Below are 15,437 nucleotides of genomic sequence, written 5' to 3' on the forward strand. Positions count from 1 at the left end.
CAGGGGTTCATTCCAGTCCCATCGTCTTTTTGTAGCTACGCACGGCGCTATGGATGGTTGGAAAGAAGTGGTCCGGTCCGAATCTGCTGCTGACTCCGAACTTGATCATGCGGTCCTTGATCGGACCCTTCATCTCTGCGAACACAAGGCTGGTTCCGAGCCGGGCCAGTTCATCGTCCAGCCGGACGAGCTCGTCCAGTGCGGTGGTATCCAGATCCGTGATCGGCTCCGCTGCGACGATCACCCAGTGCACCGGTCCGGGCGCATTGTTTACGAGGCTTCGTATATGGTCTGCGAAAACTTCCCCGTTCGCGAAGAAAAGCGGAGCATCAAAGCGGGCCACCACCAGGCCGGGCACGCGTTTGCCCTCGGGATGCCTCGTCAGGTCGTGATAGCCGGGAATGCCGTCAAGGCCGGCCAGTTCCGTGCGGTAGGGATCCCACGCACGGCGGACAAATGCGATCAGGGACAGGGCGATGGCGAGGACAATGCCTTCAAGGACGCCAACGAACGCTACGCCCAAAAACGCCGCGAGCAACAGCAGCGTTTCAGTCCGGCTCATCCTCACCAGCCGCAGAACCGTCCGGATATCCACGAGTGATGCGGCGGCCACGCTCACGACAGCAGCGAGCGTTGCTGTCGGCAGGAAGGCGGTCACATTGGGTGCAGCCACCATGAAGAGAGTGACCAGTCCGGCTGCCACGATGCCGCTGAACGGAGTGCGTGCCCCGGCGTCGAGGGCTATGGGCGTCCGTGAAGAACTCCCGCAGACGGGAAACCCGCCCAACATCCCGCTTGCTACGTTGGCGATGCCTAACGCACCCATTTCCTGGTTGCCGCCGCTGCGGCCCCCGCTGTGCCTGGCCAGGCTTTTGGATAGCGCGGACGTGTCGACGAAGGCAATCAGCGCAATTCCCGCCGCAGGTCCGATCAGGCTCATCACCTCTTCTATGCTGACGCCGCCCAAAGCAGGTGCGGGCAGCCCCGACGGCAGTGCACCCACCATGCCCAGGCCTGGTCCCGCCTCAACCGATGCGGCAACGGCGATGGACCCTGCCACTGCCAGCAGAACCACAGGCACTCTCCACGGGAGGAAGCGGCCGGCAATGATCATCGCCAGCGTCCCCGCCCCGAATAGCACTGCCAGGGGATTGATGGATCCCTGAAGGACGGCATCCACCGTTGCCGCCACCCTGTCCGGGAGCGGACCTGGCGGAACCGTGAACCCGAGCAGCCGTGGCACTTGGCTGACGATGATGGCCAGAGCGATGCCGTTAAGGTAGCCGACCCGTATGGGCTTCGAGAGGAGGCCGGTCACGAACCCGAGCCGGAAAATCCGGCCGGCGATGAGGAAAACGCCGATCAGGATGGCCAGAACGCCGGCCAGCGCGACGGCATGCGCCGGTTCATTGCCGGCCAGCGGGAGGACAGCCGCCGAAATCATTGGAGCCAGCGAAGAATCCGGCCCGACGATAAGCACTCGAGAAGGGCCGAAGACGGCATAAAATACCATGGGAACAATCGACGCGTATAGGCCAGTGACGGCCGGCAGGCCGGCCGCTTCAGCGTAGGCCATCCCCGCAGGAATCAGCGCCGCGCTGAGTGCCGCTCCGGCAGCAAGATCGGACTTTAGCCAGGACCACTTATAGCTCCGGGCGAGATGGATGCCCGGTACGGCTTTTTTGATCCAATCGCGGCTCAAGCGCACGGGTCCCCTCGGAGAAGCCGTCACATCATGAAACGGGTTGCGCCGCCTTGATCGGTGCCCGGTCCTGCCCGTACTCCGCCGTGATCAGGATCGGAAGGTGGTCTGACTTGCCCCGCGGCAGGGTCTCCACGCTCTCGATGTCCAGGCCTAGGGAAGTGGCGAAGTCAAAGTGGCCTTTGAAGACCTTGTACCGCGTATATGTCCTGCGGTCGCTCAGGGACAGGGCGTAGCCGGAGTCCTTCATGCGGGCGTGCAGGTTCTTCGTGAAGAACGGGTAGTTGAAGTCCCCGACCATCAGGGTCATGAGGCCCTCACCCATGCTCAGCAGTTCCGCATGGGCCGCATGGATCTGCTTCCGGCGCAGCGAGTTTGATGCGGTGAGCGGAGCCGCGTGGAACGAGCCGATGACCAGTTCGTGATCCGTGGCGTTGTCCACCATGCGCGTCCCGATCAGGCGCTCGTGGGCCGGCGCCATCACGCGGTCGTGCATGGACTTGTGCAGGGCAAACGTCTTGGTTTCCAGCGCCGTGAACCGGTCGCTGCGGTAATAGATTGCCAGGCCCAGCCGGTTGCCCTTGGTGAAGTCGGCCAGCTGGAGCGGGCCCAGCGTGTCCGGCAGCTCAGCCGAATCGCACTCCTGCAGGCACAGGGCGTCTATACCGAAATTACGGGCCAGACTGACCAGTTCGCCGCTCGCCTTGTGCTTGCGGAGGTTGTAGCTAATAACTCGCATCAGTGGAACACCTCTTCCGAGGGCTGCTAGAAGGACCAGTCTCCGAGTCTACCCAGAACATCATATGGAGATCGGGAAATTTAAGCGCGCGTCCGGCGCCGCCAAAACAGCTGACGACGCCGGACGGGCACCTGGGCAGTTTTCTTCCCAAGGGGCTGGTTGCCTTCCCTGCCGGTTACCTTCCGCCCGGGCCACGGCCCTGCGTGTTGCTTCGTGGCGCTTTGGACGACGAACGGCGAGCCGTGTCGGAGTCGACCGTGACCGCGCCGGAAGCGGAGTCCGCATCGGTGCTGGCGCCGTCCTTGAGCGTGACTGTGACCCTGCAGGTATGCGCCGGAGGCGATAGTGTGATTCCGGGTTAATTCCAAGCTTCGAAAGGGTCAACGTTGACTGCTGCACTGCCGGAACTCGCCGACGGCGACTTCTACTACCAGGACCTGGGAGGCGGACGCTTCCGCTCCACCATCCACGCCCAGGGGGCCTGGAACGAGCACGAACAGCACATGGCTCCGGCCTCCGGACTGCTGGCGGACCGGCTGGAACGCCACGAGCCGCGCAGCGACATGCGCATGGCGCGGCTCAGCTACGAGATCCTGGGTCTGATTCCCGGCGGCGAGGTCGACGTCGTCACCAGGACCCTCCGCCCGGGCCGGACCATCGAACTCGTACAGGCCGAGCTTGTGGCGGGGGGACGGGCAGTCATCAGGGCAACGGCCTGGCGGATGATCACCAGCGACACATCCGCCGTCGCCGCCGTCGAAGACGCCGTCATTCCGTCACCGGATGAATGCAAGCCCTACGACGGCGCAAGCATCTGGCCGGGAGGGTACATCCGCTCGCTCGAAATGCGCGTGGCCGAGGGGCACCGGCCCGGCGCAGGGAAGGTCTGGCTGCGCACCGACCATCCGCTGACGGACACCGCCGACAGCACCGACCTGGCCAGGCTGATGGGGCTCGTGGATACCGCGAACGGCATCGCCGCGCGGGTTCCGCCCGGCAAGGGCAGCTACGCTTTCCCCAACCTCGACCTGCAGATCCACATGTACCGCAGGCCCGAGGGCGAATGGCTTGGCCTGGACAACGCCGTGTCCTTCGGCGCGGACGGGATCGGTCTCACGTCAACGGTGCTGCACGACCTCGCCGGCCCGTTCGGCCGGGCGGAGCAGATCCTGACATTGCGGAAGTCCTGACCGGCCCCAGGGCCTGTAAGTGCCCCGGCATCCCCTAGTGGAACACCAGCCAGCCGGCCAGCGTGGCGAGCGCCGTCAGCAGAGCGCCCCAGGCCATGTCAACGAGAATCAGCTGCAGGGGCCAGGCCTTGAGCGTCGCTGCGTTGGTCAGGTCATAGGTGGCGTAGGCGAAGGCGCCCAGCGCTGCTCCGAACCCGACGGCGGTCAGCCAGCTGCCGCCGTCGAGCGCCGGCCGCAACGCAAAAAAGACGATTCCCGCAATGTAAATCAGGTAGAAAGCAACGGCGTAACCTAGATGGGGCCGGTCGGCCAGCAAGTCACCGATGTGGCTGCGGTAGAACGGGTTCATGAGCTTGAGCCATACGGCGTCGATCGCGGCGAAGGCAGCGGCTACCACCAGGAATTGCAATATGACCATAAGGGAGCTTAGCAATATGCAGCAGGCCGGGGCTGACTCGCGGACGCTGACCGTCGTCCGCCAGGCAGAGTCGCTGGGGGCTGTCAGGGACCTTGAATTCGGGATCGAGCTGCTGGGCCAGGCCAAGACCGGCCGGATCGGGCCGACCCTGCGGCTGTACCGCCCGGCCCCGACCGTGGCATTCGGCCAGCGCGACGCGCATCTGCCCGGGTTCGGTGCTGCTGCCCAGGCCTGCCGCGACTTGGGGTTTGAACCCCTGATCCGGAAGGCCGGAGGGCGGGCGGCTGCGTACCACGAAGGCACGCTGATCATCGACCATGTGGAGCCGCACTCCGACGCCATCGCCGGTGCCAAGGGCCGGTTCGCATTCTTCGGCGAGATGCTGGCGCAGGCGCTCCGGAGTGCAGGCGTGCAGGCTGCGGTCGGGGAGATCCCGGGTGAGTACTGCCCGGGTGAATACAGCGTCCACGGCACGGATCCGCAGTTCCCGGCGCACCAGGTCAAGCTGGTGGGAACCGCCCAGCGCGTGGTTTCCGGCGGCTGGCTGTTCAGCTCCGTGGTGGTGGTGGAAGACTCGGCACCGATCCGCAGCGTCCTCACAGCGAGTTACGCGGCCCTCGGCCTGGACTGGGATCCGGCGACCGCAGGAGCGGTCAACGACCTCGTGCCCCACCTGGACGTCGATGCCATCGAAGCAGCCGTGGTCAGCACCTACGCCGGTTACGCATCCCTGAGGCACGCGGAGTTCAGCAGCCTGCAAACAAGTAAGTAACGCCCACGGATCTGCGGGCCCAATCGTCCGGAAACCCGTCGACTTTTCGGCCCAAAACGGCGCACCATTAAAGGACAGCCGCTGTAAAGGAGGTCGGTGATGTGCTACTCATCGCGTGAGGATTTCGGCTGGGGCACTAAGAAGGACGCAGCCCGGAAGCCTGAAGGGCGCCGGGAGACCGCACCTGCGGAAACCCCGGAACCCGCCCACGCGGACGAAACCAAACTGTGGGCCTTCCTTGCCCGCCGCAGGGAGCACCAGGCTCCGAAACCGATGACTGACCGTATCCACGAGAAGGTCTAGGCACAAACCGGATAGGCACCGCAGCGTCGGTGCCTATCCTGTGTGTTCAGCCGTCCCGGTGTGTCCAGCGCCCGGCGGCGGCGAGTGTCACGAAACCACCAGGAGCACAGCCAGGACCGTCATGAGGACGGCGATTCCGCCGTCGAGGACGCGCCAGGCGCCGGGGCGGGCGAAGACCGGGGCGAGGAACTTCGCGCCGAAGCCGAGGAGGCTGAACCACAGCGTGCTGCCGGCCACCGCTCCCCAGGCGAACGGCCAGCGGCCATCCTGGCCGTGGCCGGACGCCAGCGAGCCCAGGAGCACCACCGTGTCCAGGTACACGTGCGGGTTGAGCCAGGTGAGGGCGACGGCGGTGGTCACCGCGGCGGCCAGCGTGGTCCGGGCAGGCGGGCCGGAAGCGGCGAGCGCCCCGGGATTCAGGGCCCGCCTCGCGGCGATGACGGCATAAGCGAGAAGGAAGGCGGCGCCCGCCCAGCGGACCACTGCCAGGGCGAACGGCGCGGCCTGGATCAGGGCGCCGACTCCAGCCACGCCTGCAACGATCAGCACGGCGTCGCTGGCGATGCAGACCGCCACGATGGGGGCCAGGTGTTCGCGGCGCAATCCCTGGCGCAGCACGAAGGCGTTCTGGGCGCCGATTGCAACGATGAGCGAGAGGCCGGCACCGAAGCCGGCCAGGAGCGATCCGAAAGTTGTTGTGAATTCCACTTGCTTGACTTTAGGCGGCGCGCAATCATGAGTACAGCTAAACTTTCTTACGTACCTTAAGGAAATTTCAGGATGGACGCGACAACCGAACAGCTCAGGACGCTGGCTGCGGTGATCGAACACGGCACCTTCGACCGGGCGGCCGAGGTCCTCCATGTGACCTCGTCAGCGGTCAGCCAGCGGATCAAGGCCCTCGAGCAGCAGACGGGGCGCGTCCTGCTGCTCAGGACCAAACCGGCCAGACCCACCAAATCGGGAAGTGTGGTGGTCCGGCTGGCCCGTCAGGTGGCACTCCTCGAAAGTGAGGCCATGGAAGAGCTGGGCCTGGAGGGAGCCGGGGCCCGCCCGCGCATACCGCTGGTGGTCAACGCCGACTCGCTGGCCACGTGGGTCCTGCCGGCCCTGGCGGCCATTGACCGGGCCAGCTTCGAAGTCACCATCGACGACCAGGACCACTCGATCGGCCGTCTCCGGGAAGGCACGGCGATGGCGGCGATAACATCCAATCCGAACCCTGTGCAGGGGTGCCTTGCACGGCCCCTCGGCATCATGCGGTACAGGGCGGTGGCCAGCCGGGCCTTTGCCGAACAGTGGCTGCCGGACGGATTCACCGACGCCGCCCTGTCCGCGGTACCCGTGGTGGTCTTCGACCGCAAGGATGCCCTGCAGGACCGTTACCTTGAGCAGCGGCTGGGTGGCGGCGGCGCAGTGCCGCCGCGGCATTACGTGCCCGCATCCGCCGACTTCCTCCGCGCGATCGAGCTGGGGCTGGGCTGGGGAATGCTGCCCGACCTTCAGTCCTCCGACGCTATCGCGGCCGGCACTCTGGTCGTCCTGGACGACGAGCGCCACATGGATATTCCGCTCTATTGGCAACAGTGGTCGGTGGAATCGGCAACGCTTACGAGAATCGCGGTGTCGCTGCAAAAAGCTGCGGCTGCCCTGCTCCGCTGACCCGTCCCGGTTCGTCGGGTACGGGCAGCGGGCCGGACAGCCGCCATGCGTGTTCAGCCGTTCTGGCGAGAAGCGCTCCTAGGCTGCGAGCCTGCTCTTTACCTCGGCCGCCGACGGGTTCGTGGCCGCGGTGCCGTCCGGGAAGAGAACGGTGGGGACGGTGCGGTTGCCGCCGTTGATCTGCTCCACGAGCTCGGCGGTGCCGTCCACCTCTTCGATGTTAATTTCGGTGTAGCCGATTCCCTGCGCGTCCAGCTGCTTCTTGAGCCGGTTGCAGTAGCCGCACCACGTGGTCGAAAACATGGTGATGGTGCCGTCTTCGGGAGTGAAATCCACAGAGCTCTCCTCTGGTTGATGTCTTGCCTGTCAGTTCGTTCGTGACAACGGTAACCCGGGAGCCGGTATTCCCCCGCCTCTGTTGCGATGGCATGCTGGTGCCATGTGTGGACGCTATGTCATGGCCAGGGCGGTCGGGGACCTGTTGGCAGAATTCGACGCCGAAATCGAAAACGAAGTTCAGATCCCGCCGTCGTGGAACGTTGCGCCCACCGACGGTGCCCCCATCGTCCTGGAGCGGCTTGTCGACGGCGACACGGTCCGCCAGCTGCACATTGCGCGCTGGGGCCTGGTGCCGTCCTGGGCAAAGAGCCCGGTCATCGGCCCGAAGATGATCAATGCCCGGAGTGAAAGCGTGCTCGAGAAGCCCGCCTTCCGCAAAGCGGTCCTGTCTCGGCGCTGCGCGGTGCCGGCCGACGGGTACTACGAATGGAAGCAGGGGGAGGGCCGCAGCAAGCAGCCCTATTACGTCCGCCCCAGGGACGGTTCCGGCATGGTCTTCGCCGGACTCTACGAGTGGTGGAAGGACCCGTCGAAGGACCAGGACGACCCCGCCCGCTGGATGCTTTCGATGTCCATCATGACTGCGGATTCCCCGCCGGCCGGTGCCGAGCACACGGTTTTCGGGGAGCTCACCGCGCTCCACGACCGCGTCCCCCTTCCCATGAGCCGGGAAACGATGGCGGCCTGGATCGATCCGCAGGCTGACGACGCCGCCGGCCTGGTCGACCTGGTCCGCTCAGGCGTGACGGACGTTGCCGCCGGCTGGCGCGTAGACTCCGTCGGCCCGGCCGTCGGAAATGTCCGCAATAACTCTCCGGAGCTCATCGAACCCGTCGAGGCACTGTTCTGACACCTGCACACGGCGGCAGGAATCAGACGGTGACGCGTCCGCCGTCGTCCACGGTCCACGTGGGGTTATAGGCAATTTCCCACCGGAAGCCGTCCGGATCCGCGAAATATCCCGTGTAGCCGCCCCAGGGCTGCGTCTTGGGAGCGGCCACAACGGCGGCGCTGGCGGCTTCCGCCTGTGCCATCACGCGGTCGACTTCTTCGGCGCTGCCCACGTTGTGGCTCAGCGTAATACAGGGGACAGAAGACGGGGCGTCCACCGCGGCCTCGGCCTGCATCTGCGCTGCGTCCCACAGGGAGAGCACCAGGCCGTGGTTGGCCTGGATGAACACCACCTCATCCGGAACCTCCCGGTGGACGGGCCAGCCGAGGGCGTCCACATAGAAGCGGCGGGAGGCGGCCACGCTTCGCACTCCCAGTGAAATAAAATCGACTCGGGGCTGCATGGTTCGATACTGTCATGGACATGTCCACAAATCACGGAGACGAGAAAAGTGCCCAGGCTGACAAAGAGCAGCTCGCTGCCGTTCGGGTCGCCGTCGATGAGGTGGACGACCAGATCGTCACGCTGATCGCCCGCCGTGAGCGCCTGATCAGGATCGCGGGAACGCTCAAGGGCGACGACGCGGAAGTCAGGGCCCCTGGTCGCGTGGAACGGGTCATTGAGCACGTCCGGGCTGCTGCCCAGAAAAAGGAAATTGACCCGGACATCGTGGAAAGCACGTACCGGGCCATGATCTCGAAGTTCATTGAGCTCGAGCTGAAAATCCACAAGGACAACAACTAAGCCCTGGGGCTTGCGTTATCGGGCGGGGCTTCTTAGCCCCGCCCGGGCTGGTTAAAGCGATTCCTCCACGGGCACTCCGGACTGGTATTCCCGGCCGTCGGCTTCGCTGAAGCCTGACATGAGATGTCCTTTGCCCAGCCCGAACACTGTGCTTACAGGGAAGTTGCCGGTAATCGTGTTGCCGGAGTGCTCGACGTTGCTGATGTCAAAAGTCTCCTCCGTCTCGTCGTGGTTGAAGAAGTACATGGAGACCGCTTCACCGTTCATGAACTCGATTCCCAGCCTCCGTTGATGCGAATAGTCCGGAGTGGCAGCCATGAGCCCTACGACAAAGGCGCCCGATCCTGGAATGTTGCCTTCGATATCAAACCTGGCCACGAGGGTTGCCTCATTGGCGGCGATGCTTACATGCTTCAGGAGCGCGTCATTGGAACTCATGGCACCATCCTGCCCCCTAAGCCGCCTTCAGTCCACACCCATCTAGGTTTTGTCCGAGCCCCGGCGTAGACTGGACGTATTCGAATACATATTCGAATAACCGTTTATATTCAGCAGATTCATGTTGGTTTCCGGAGGCACCCGTGGGCACGTTCAGCGAGTCTGTAGACGTCGTCTGCAACGGGGCGGGCGAACCCGTGGAAGTCCAATGGGGCGGCAGGCAGTACACCGTCTGCGCCGAACCGGTGCGCTGGTATGAGCGCCGGCAGTGGTGGGCGGAGGAGCGGCGGGCGCCGCTGGGCAGCGGGCCGGGGCTCGTTGACCACGAGATCTGGCGCATCCAGGTGGTGCCCTCCCGCGCCGACGGCAAACGCCTTGATTCTGCGGAATCCCTTGAACCCCATGAATCCCTCACCCTGGATCTGGTCCGACACACCGGCAGCGGACGCTGGAGGCTGCTCCGGATCCACGACGCACTCCGGCATAAGACAGCATGACCTTCACGCACCTTCACGTTTCCACCGCCTTCAGCGCCCACTACGGTGTTTCCTGGCCTGATGAGCTTGCCCAGTCGGCAGCGGCCGAGGGGGCAACGGCCCTGGCATGCACAGACAGGGACGGGCTCTACGGCACCGTCAAGCACCTCAAGGCATGCATGGCTGCCGGCATCGACCCGGTTGTAGGGGTGGACCTCGCCGTATTCGACGACGACGGAGACCTCCGCACACAGCTTTCCGGCCGGGTGGTGGTGCTTGCGCACGGCCACACCAACGGTGCCGGCTACAAGGCGCTGTGCCGGCTGATTTCGGATGCGCACGCCCGCACCACCGGCAAGGCCGGGGGAGCGGTCCCTGTTGCCGTCACCCGGGCGGAGCTCGCCTCCAGGATCCTTGACCCCAGCACCCTGAAGCCGGTGCTCACCGTCCTGGTCGGCCCTGATTCCGACGTCGGACGGGCGTTGGGCGGGCGGCGTTACCTTCGGCCACGCACGCTGTTCAAGAGCTGGCTGGATGCCTTGCCGGCAGGAAGCCTCGCCGCCGAAGTTGTCACCCATCTCACTGCTCCCGGGGAGCCGCTGAGCACGGCCCATGCAGTGCGGATGCTGAAGCTGGCCCAGGAATTCCGTGTTCCGGCAGTGCTCACCAACGCGGTCCGCTATTGCGCGGAGGACGGCGCCGCGACGGCCGACGTCCTGGATTCCGCCCGCACCCTGAAGTCGCTGCCCGAGCTGTCCGCCGCGCCCATGCTCCAGCCCAACGGCCAGGGGTGGCTGAAATCGCCCTCGCAGATGCTTCAGCTGGGGAAGGAAATCATTCACGCCGCCGGTTACGGGGCGGCGGATCTCCAGGTGCTCCTCGCGCAAACGGAGGCGCTCGCGGACAGGTGCCGCATGGATCCGGTTTCCGACATGGGCTGGAAACGGCCGGCGGTGCCCGAGGCCTCAGTGATCGGCATTGAAGGGGATCCGCTGGCAGAGCTGGCCCTTCGCTGCGAAGCCGGGGTCACCCGCCGCTTCCCGGGGATTTCGGGCACAGCGCATGCCGAGATGCGGGCGCGGCTCGATCATGAACTGAAGATCATCGCCAACCTCGGTTTCGCCTCCTACTTCCTCACTGTGGCGGAGGTTTCGCGGATGATCCTGGACATGGGGGTGCGGGCCGCCGCCAGGGGGTCGGGGGCGTCCAGCCTGGTGAATTACCTGATCGACGTCAGCCAGGTGAATCCGCTGCAGCATGACCTGATTTTCGAACGGTTCCTGTCCGGGGACCGGTCCACCCTGCCCGACATCGACATCGACGTCGAAAGCGCTGAACGGCACAACGTTTACCGGAAAATCTTTGACCGTTTCGGCGCCCAGCGCGTCACCCTGATGAGCATGCAGAACGGCTACCGCGCCCGGGGAGCCGTGCGGGATGCAGGCATGGCCCTGGGAATGGACGGCGGCGATGTGGGGGAGATTGCCAAGCAGTTGTGGCGGTTCTCTGCCCGGAAATTCCGGGAGGCGCTGGAGGAAAAACCCGAACTGCGGGAATTCGCAGGCCGGGTGGAGCAGCGGGACTTTTCGGAAAACCAGCAGCTTGACCTGCTGGTGGATCTTACCGAGCGCCTGGACCGCCTCCCGCGCCATATCTCCATGCACCCCTGCGGCGTGATTCTCGGGGATGCCACCCTGCTGGACCGGACCCCCGTCCAGCCCAGCGGCCTGGGGCTGCCCATGAGCCAGTTCGACAAACACGACATGGATCCCATGGGCATGCTCAAACTCGATGTGCTGGGTGTCCGGATGCAGAGCGCCATGGCCTTTGCCGTGCGGGAGATCATCCGCATCCACCCTTCGAAGGAGGAAGTGGTGGCCGCAGGGGCCCATCCCGTGGGGCCGGACGGCAAGGGTCCGGACTACATCAGGGAGGATGGCCGCATAGACCTCAACGCCGTGCCGCTGGATGATGAACCCACCTACGAGCTCATCAGAAGCACCCATACCCTGGGCTGTTTCCAGATCGAATCGCCGGGACAGCGCGAACTCGTGGGCAAAATGGCGCCGAGGGATTTCAATGACCTCATCATCGATATTTCGCTGTTCCGGCCCGGGCCCATGAAATCGGACATGGTCCGGCCCTTCCTGGAACACCGTCACGGTTTCGCGCCAGAGGTCTATCCCCATCCGGACCTCAAGCCGGTGCTGCAGGAAACGCACGGGGTCACCGTGTTCCATGAGCAGATCCTGAAAACCTTCCACGTCATGACGGACTGCGGGCTGGCCAGGGCAGATGAATTCCGCCGTGCCCTGGGCAACGAACTCCTTGAACCCAAGGTGGAGGAATTCTTCCGCAAGGAAGCCCGGGCCAGGGGCTACACCCCGGAGGTGGTGGACAAGGTCTGGGGGACCCTGAAGGCTTTTGGCAGTTTCGGATTCTGCAAAGCCCATGGGGCTGCCTTTGCGGTGCCCACCTACCAGTCGGCCTGGCTGAAGACCCACCATCCGGAGGCCTTCCTGGCCGGGTTGTGGGAACACGATCCCGGCATGTATCCCAAGCGACTGCTGGTTGCTGAGGCGCGCCGCCTCGGCATCCCCATCCTTCCGCTGGACATCAACCGCAGCGGCGCCGAGTACCGGGTGGAGCGGGTCACTGAAGGGCCGGACCGGGGCAAGCTCGGCATCAGGCTGAGCCTGAACGGGATCTTCGGCCTTTCCGGTTCGGAGCTGAAACGGATCGTGGCCGGGCAGCCCTACGATTCCCTGGCGGACCTTCGGGCCAGGTCCAGGGTGAGCAAACCGAGTATCAAGCGGCTCGCCCAGCTGGGTGCCTTCGATTCGCTGCACCGTGAATCGGGCGGCGCCGCCAACCGTGCGGACCTGGTCCAGCACCTCCAAAACCTCCAGGGCCGGCAGGCCCGGAAAGGACCCGACGTCATCGAGGGGCAACTGGCGCTGCCTTTGGGCGATGTCGAGTTGCGGAACGTGAAGGCCGAGCTTCCGCCGCCCACCATGGTGGACAATGTCCGGGCGGAGCTTGACCTGATGGCTGTGGACGTCAGCGATCACCTCATGTCGAGCCACCGGCCGCTCCTGGACAAGCTTGGTGTCACCACAGCAGACAAACTGCTCGGACTCAGGAACGGCACGGAGGTCCTGGTGGCGGGCGTCCGGATTGCCACCCAGACCCCGCCCATGCGCGGCGGCCGGCGGGTTGTCTTCATCAGCATTGATGACGGCACGGGATGCGTGGACTCGGTGTTCTTCCATGAAGCCCAGGAGCACGCCGGGCCACTGCTGTTCGGCACGCGGCTGCTGCTCATCCGCGGAACCACCAGGCGAACAGGCCCGCGGGGGATTAGCCTCAGCGCCAGCATGGCCTGGGACCTCAGCCGGATCGACACACTGCCCTTCCCTGAAGAGGCCTTCCCGGCGCAGGGCGCGCCCGGCACAGAGGGTGCGGCTGAACAAGGTCCGGAGCACCCCGGTCCCGGAACCCGCTCCGGCGGCCAGGGCACGTCCGATGTCCACCCCGGAACGGTCATCCCGGACGAATTCAGGGTGCCGGGGCCGCTGGAGGGAATCGGCCGCAATCTGGCCATCACCGGGCTGGGAGGCTGACGGGCCCGCCCGTGCGCCGCTTTGGCTGGCCTCTCCCGTTACAGATACCATTGACGAGGCTGGCTGTGGTCCCCGTATGCCACAAGCTACGAAGCCTTAACTTTGAATAGGAGACACCCGTGTCAGATGCCGAGCAGATCACCCTCATCGTCGATGGCGAAGAGATGAAGGTGACTACCGGAACTACCGGCGCGGAACTCTTCTTCGAGCGCCGCGACGTCGTTGTGGCCCGCGTTGACGGCGAGCTGAAGGACCTGGACCAGCCCCTTCCCGAAGGCGCCCGGATCGAGGGCGTCAGCATCGATTCCCCTGACGGACTCAACGTGCTGCGCCACTCGACCGCCCACGTCATGGCCCAGGCAGTGCAGCAGCTGCGCCCCGACGCCAAGCTGGGCATCGGCCCCTACATCACTGACGGCTTCTACTTCGACTTCGACGTCGCCGAACCCTTCACCCCGGAAGACCTGAAGACCCTGGAAAAGATGATGCTCAAGATCATCAACCAGAACCAGAAGTTCGTGCGGCGCGTCGTCTCCGAGGACGAAGCCCGCGAAGCCATGAAGGACGAGCCCTACAAGCTCGAGCTCCTGGGCAAGAAGAACAACGCCGCCGAAGCCGGTGAAGGCGTCAACGTCGAAGTGGGCGCCGGCGACATCACCATCTACGACAACGTGGACCGCAAGAGCGGGGACAGCGTCTGGTGCGACCTGTGCCGCGGCCCGCACCTGCCCAACACGAAGCTCATTTCCAATGCCTTCGCCCTGACCCGCTCGTCGGCCGCCTACTGGCTCGGCAACCAGAACAACCAGCAGCTGCAGCGTATCTACGGCACCGCCTGGCCCACCAAAGACGCCCTGAAGGCCTACCAGGAGCGCATTGCCGAGGCCGAGCGCCGCGACCACCGCAAGCTTGGCGCCGAACTGGACCTGTTCTCCTTCCCGGATGAACTGGGCTCCGGCCTGCCGGTCTTCCACCCCAAGGGCGGGATCATCCGCAAGGCCATGGAGGACTACTCCCGCCAGCGCCACGTGGACGCCGGCTACGAGTTCGTCTACACGCCGCACATCACCAAGGGCCACCTCTACGAAGTCTCCGGCCACCTCGACTGGTACAAGGAGGGCATGTTCCCGGCGATGCACATCGACGCGGAGCTGAACGAGGACGGCACCGTGCGCAAGCCCGGCCAGGATTACTACCTGAAGCCGATGAACTGCCCCATGCACAACCTGATCTTCCGCTCGCGCGGCCGCTCCTACCGCGAACTGCCGCTGCGCCTCTTCGAGTTCGGCTCCGTCTACCGGTACGAAAAGTCGGGCGTTGTGCACGGCCTGACCCGCGTGCGCGGCATGACCCAGGACGACGCCCACATCTACTGCACCCGCGAACAGATGAAGGACGAACTCACCACCACGCTGAACTTCGTCCTGGGCCTGCTCAAGGACTACGGCCTGGACGACTTCTACCTGGAGCTGTCCACCAAGAACGAAGACAAATTCGTGGGCGAGGACGCTGCCTGGGAGGAAGCCACCCGCACCCTGGCTGAAGTGGCCGAAGCCTCCGGCCTGGAACTGATTCCGGATCCGGGCGGGGCCGCGTTCTACGGCCCCAAGATCTCCGTCCAGGCGAAAGACGCCCTGGGCCGCACCTGGCAGATGTCCACCATCCAGCTGGACTTCAACCTGCCCGAACGCTTCGAACTCGAGTTCCAGGCCGCTGACGGCACCCGCCAGCGCCCCGTCATGATCCACCGTGCCCTCTTCGGTTCGGTGGAGCGTTTCATGGGCGTGCTCACGGAGCACTACGCCGGAGCGTTCCCGGCCTGGCTGGCTCCCGTGCAGGTGGTGGGCATCCCGGTGGCCGAGGCGTTCAATGACTACATGTTCGACGTCGTCGGCCAGCTCAAGGCTGCCGGCATCCGGGCCGAGGTGGACATTTCCTCGGACCGCTTCCCGAAGAAGATCCGCACGGCCAGCAAGGACAAGATCCCGTTCGTGCTCATCGCAGGAGGCGAGGACGCCGACGCCGGCGCTGTGTCCTTCCGCTTCCGCGACGGCAGCCAGGACAACGGTGTGCCCGTGGCCGACGCCGTCCAGCGGATCGTGGATGCCGTCCGCGACCGGACCAGCTAGCCGCGGCGGA

General features: G+C 65.1%; 16 protein-coding genes. 9 read left to right on the plus strand and 7 right to left on the minus strand.

The window, feature by feature from the left end; all coding sequences use genetic code 11:
• Window positions 1-7: 7 nt before the first annotated feature.
• Entirely contained in the window at window positions 8-1,732 is a 1,725-nt protein-coding gene (locus tag B1A87_RS05985; protein WP_313902453.1) for a SulP family inorganic anion transporter, read from the minus strand.
• 1 nt (window position 1,733) lies between these two features.
• The gene (locus B1A87_RS05990) at window positions 1,734-2,441 is read right to left on the minus strand and encodes an endonuclease/exonuclease/phosphatase family protein (protein WP_078028856.1); all 708 of its coding nucleotides are present in this window, start codon (window positions 2,439-2,441) and stop codon (window positions 1,734-1,736) included.
• Between the two features lie 386 nt (window positions 2,442-2,827).
• Between B1A87_RS05990 and B1A87_RS05995 the strand changes: the two genes are divergently transcribed.
• Window positions 2,828-3,631 carry a thioesterase family protein gene (locus tag B1A87_RS05995; protein ID WP_078028857.1) on the plus strand — a complete coding sequence of 268 codons (804 nt, stop codon included), beginning with the start codon at window positions 2,828-2,830 and terminating at the stop codon, window positions 3,629-3,631.
• 34 nt (window positions 3,632-3,665) lie between these two features.
• Here B1A87_RS05995 and B1A87_RS06000 read toward each other — a convergent pair whose 3' ends face one another.
• Window positions 3,666-4,049: a DUF2177 family protein gene (locus B1A87_RS06000; RefSeq protein WP_078028858.1), complete on the minus strand. Its 384-nt coding sequence runs from the start codon at window positions 4,047-4,049 to the stop codon at window positions 3,666-3,668.
• Between B1A87_RS06000 and B1A87_RS06005 the strand changes: the two genes are divergently transcribed.
• Together B1A87_RS06005 and B1A87_RS06010 are read left to right on the plus strand one after the other, a co-directional pair.
• Window positions 4,042-4,821, plus strand: coding sequence for a lipoyl protein ligase domain-containing protein (locus B1A87_RS06005; RefSeq protein WP_260680701.1), 780 nt, complete (start codon window positions 4,042-4,044; stop codon window positions 4,819-4,821). The genes B1A87_RS06000 and B1A87_RS06005 overlap by 8 nt on opposite strands.
• Before the next feature lie 99 nt (window positions 4,822-4,920).
• Entirely contained in the window at window positions 4,921-5,124 is a 204-nt protein-coding gene (locus B1A87_RS06010) for a hypothetical protein (protein WP_078028860.1), read from the plus strand.
• Window positions 5,125-5,211: 87 nt separating this feature from the next.
• Here B1A87_RS06010 and B1A87_RS06015 read toward each other — a convergent pair whose 3' ends face one another.
• Window positions 5,212-5,832 carry a LysE/ArgO family amino acid transporter gene (locus B1A87_RS06015; RefSeq protein ID WP_260680702.1) on the minus strand — a complete coding sequence of 207 codons (621 nt, stop codon included), beginning with the start codon at window positions 5,830-5,832 and terminating at the stop codon, window positions 5,212-5,214.
• Window positions 5,833-5,904: 72 nt separating this feature from the next.
• Here B1A87_RS06015 and B1A87_RS06020 point away from each other — a divergent pair, with 72 nt between their 5' ends.
• Window positions 5,905-6,786, plus strand: a complete 882-nt coding sequence (locus B1A87_RS06020) for a LysR family transcriptional regulator ArgP (RefSeq protein ID WP_078028862.1) — start codon at window positions 5,905-5,907, stop codon at window positions 6,784-6,786.
• Between the two features lie 78 nt (window positions 6,787-6,864).
• Here B1A87_RS06020 and B1A87_RS06025 read toward each other — a convergent pair whose 3' ends face one another.
• On the minus strand, window positions 6,865-7,122 hold the full coding sequence (locus tag B1A87_RS06025; protein ID WP_078028863.1) for a mycoredoxin: 258 nt from the start codon (window positions 7,120-7,122) through the stop codon (window positions 6,865-6,867).
• Between the two features lie 103 nt (window positions 7,123-7,225).
• On the opposite strand from B1A87_RS06025, the gene B1A87_RS06030 reads away from it, so the two are divergent.
• On the plus strand, window positions 7,226-7,975 hold the full coding sequence (locus B1A87_RS06030; protein WP_078028864.1) for an SOS response-associated peptidase: 750 nt from the start codon (window positions 7,226-7,228) through the stop codon (window positions 7,973-7,975).
• A gap of 22 nt (window positions 7,976-7,997) precedes the next feature.
• On the opposite strand, the gene B1A87_RS06035 is transcribed toward B1A87_RS06030, so the two are convergent.
• Window positions 7,998-8,420 (minus strand): VOC family protein, encoded by a 423-nt coding sequence (locus B1A87_RS06035; RefSeq protein WP_078028865.1) that lies wholly within the window; start codon window positions 8,418-8,420, stop codon window positions 7,998-8,000.
• A gap of 14 nt (window positions 8,421-8,434) precedes the next feature.
• Between B1A87_RS06035 and B1A87_RS06040 the strand changes: the two genes are divergently transcribed.
• Window positions 8,435-8,761: a chorismate mutase gene (locus B1A87_RS06040; RefSeq protein WP_078028866.1), complete on the plus strand. Its 327-nt coding sequence runs from the start codon at window positions 8,435-8,437 to the stop codon at window positions 8,759-8,761.
• Window positions 8,762-8,812: 51 nt separating this feature from the next.
• Here B1A87_RS06040 and B1A87_RS06045 read toward each other — a convergent pair whose 3' ends face one another.
• The gene (locus B1A87_RS06045) at window positions 8,813-9,199 is read right to left on the minus strand and encodes a hypothetical protein (protein ID WP_078028867.1); all 387 of its coding nucleotides are present in this window, start codon (window positions 9,197-9,199) and stop codon (window positions 8,813-8,815) included.
• Between the two features lie 143 nt (window positions 9,200-9,342).
• Here B1A87_RS06045 and B1A87_RS06050 point away from each other — a divergent pair, with 143 nt between their 5' ends.
• The 3 genes from B1A87_RS06050 (at window position 9,343) to thrS (ending at window position 15,427) form a co-directional block, all read left to right on the plus strand.
• Window positions 9,343-9,696: a hypothetical protein gene (locus tag B1A87_RS06050; RefSeq protein WP_078028868.1), complete on the plus strand. Its 354-nt coding sequence runs from the start codon at window positions 9,343-9,345 to the stop codon at window positions 9,694-9,696.
• Window positions 9,693-13,298, plus strand: a complete 3,606-nt coding sequence (locus B1A87_RS06055; protein WP_078028869.1) for a DNA polymerase III subunit alpha — start codon at window positions 9,693-9,695, stop codon at window positions 13,296-13,298. Before B1A87_RS06050 ends, B1A87_RS06055 begins: the two co-directional genes overlap by 4 nt.
• Before the next feature lie 164 nt (window positions 13,299-13,462).
• The gene (thrS, locus tag B1A87_RS06060; protein ID WP_395940267.1) at window positions 13,463-15,427 is read left to right on the plus strand and encodes a threonine--tRNA ligase; all 1,965 of its coding nucleotides are present in this window, start codon (window positions 13,463-13,465) and stop codon (window positions 15,425-15,427) included.
• Window positions 15,428-15,437: the final 10 nt, after the last annotated feature.

The organism is Arthrobacter sp. KBS0703 (assembly GCF_002008315.2).
Classification (GTDB): Bacteria; Actinomycetota; Actinomycetes; order Actinomycetales; family Micrococcaceae; genus Arthrobacter.

Excerpts from the sequence above, each read along its gene's own strand:
- B1A87_RS06020 (WP_078028862.1), top strand. The coding sequence starts at position 5,905 with ATGGACGCGACAACCGAACAGCTCAGGACGCTGGCTGCGGTGATCGAA.
- B1A87_RS06035 (WP_078028865.1), bottom strand. The coding sequence starts at position 8,420 with ATGCAGCCCCGAGTCGATTTTATTTCACTGGGAGTGCGAAGCGTGGCC.
- B1A87_RS06040 (WP_078028866.1), top strand. The coding sequence starts at position 8,435 with ATGGACATGTCCACAAATCACGGAGACGAGAAAAGTGCCCAGGCTGAC.
- B1A87_RS06045 (WP_078028867.1), bottom strand. The coding sequence starts at position 9,199 with ATGAGTTCCAATGACGCGCTCCTGAAGCATGTAAGCATCGCCGCCAAT.
- thrS (WP_395940267.1), top strand. The coding sequence starts at position 13,463 with ATGAAGGTGACTACCGGAACTACCGGCGCGGAACTCTTCTTCGAGCGC.
- B1A87_RS06000 (WP_078028858.1), bottom strand. The coding sequence starts at position 4,049 with ATGGTCATATTGCAATTCCTGGTGGTAGCCGCTGCCTTCGCCGCGATC.
- B1A87_RS06010 (WP_078028860.1), top strand. The coding sequence starts at position 4,921 with ATGTGCTACTCATCGCGTGAGGATTTCGGCTGGGGCACTAAGAAGGAC.
- B1A87_RS05990 (WP_078028856.1), bottom strand. The coding sequence starts at position 2,441 with ATGCGAGTTATTAGCTACAACCTCCGCAAGCACAAGGCGAGCGGCGAA.
- B1A87_RS06005 (WP_260680701.1), top strand. The coding sequence starts at position 4,042 with ATGACCATAAGGGAGCTTAGCAATATGCAGCAGGCCGGGGCTGACTCG.
- B1A87_RS06055 (WP_078028869.1), top strand. The coding sequence starts at position 9,693 with ATGACCTTCACGCACCTTCACGTTTCCACCGCCTTCAGCGCCCACTAC.
- B1A87_RS06030 (WP_078028864.1), top strand. The coding sequence starts at position 7,226 with ATGTGTGGACGCTATGTCATGGCCAGGGCGGTCGGGGACCTGTTGGCA.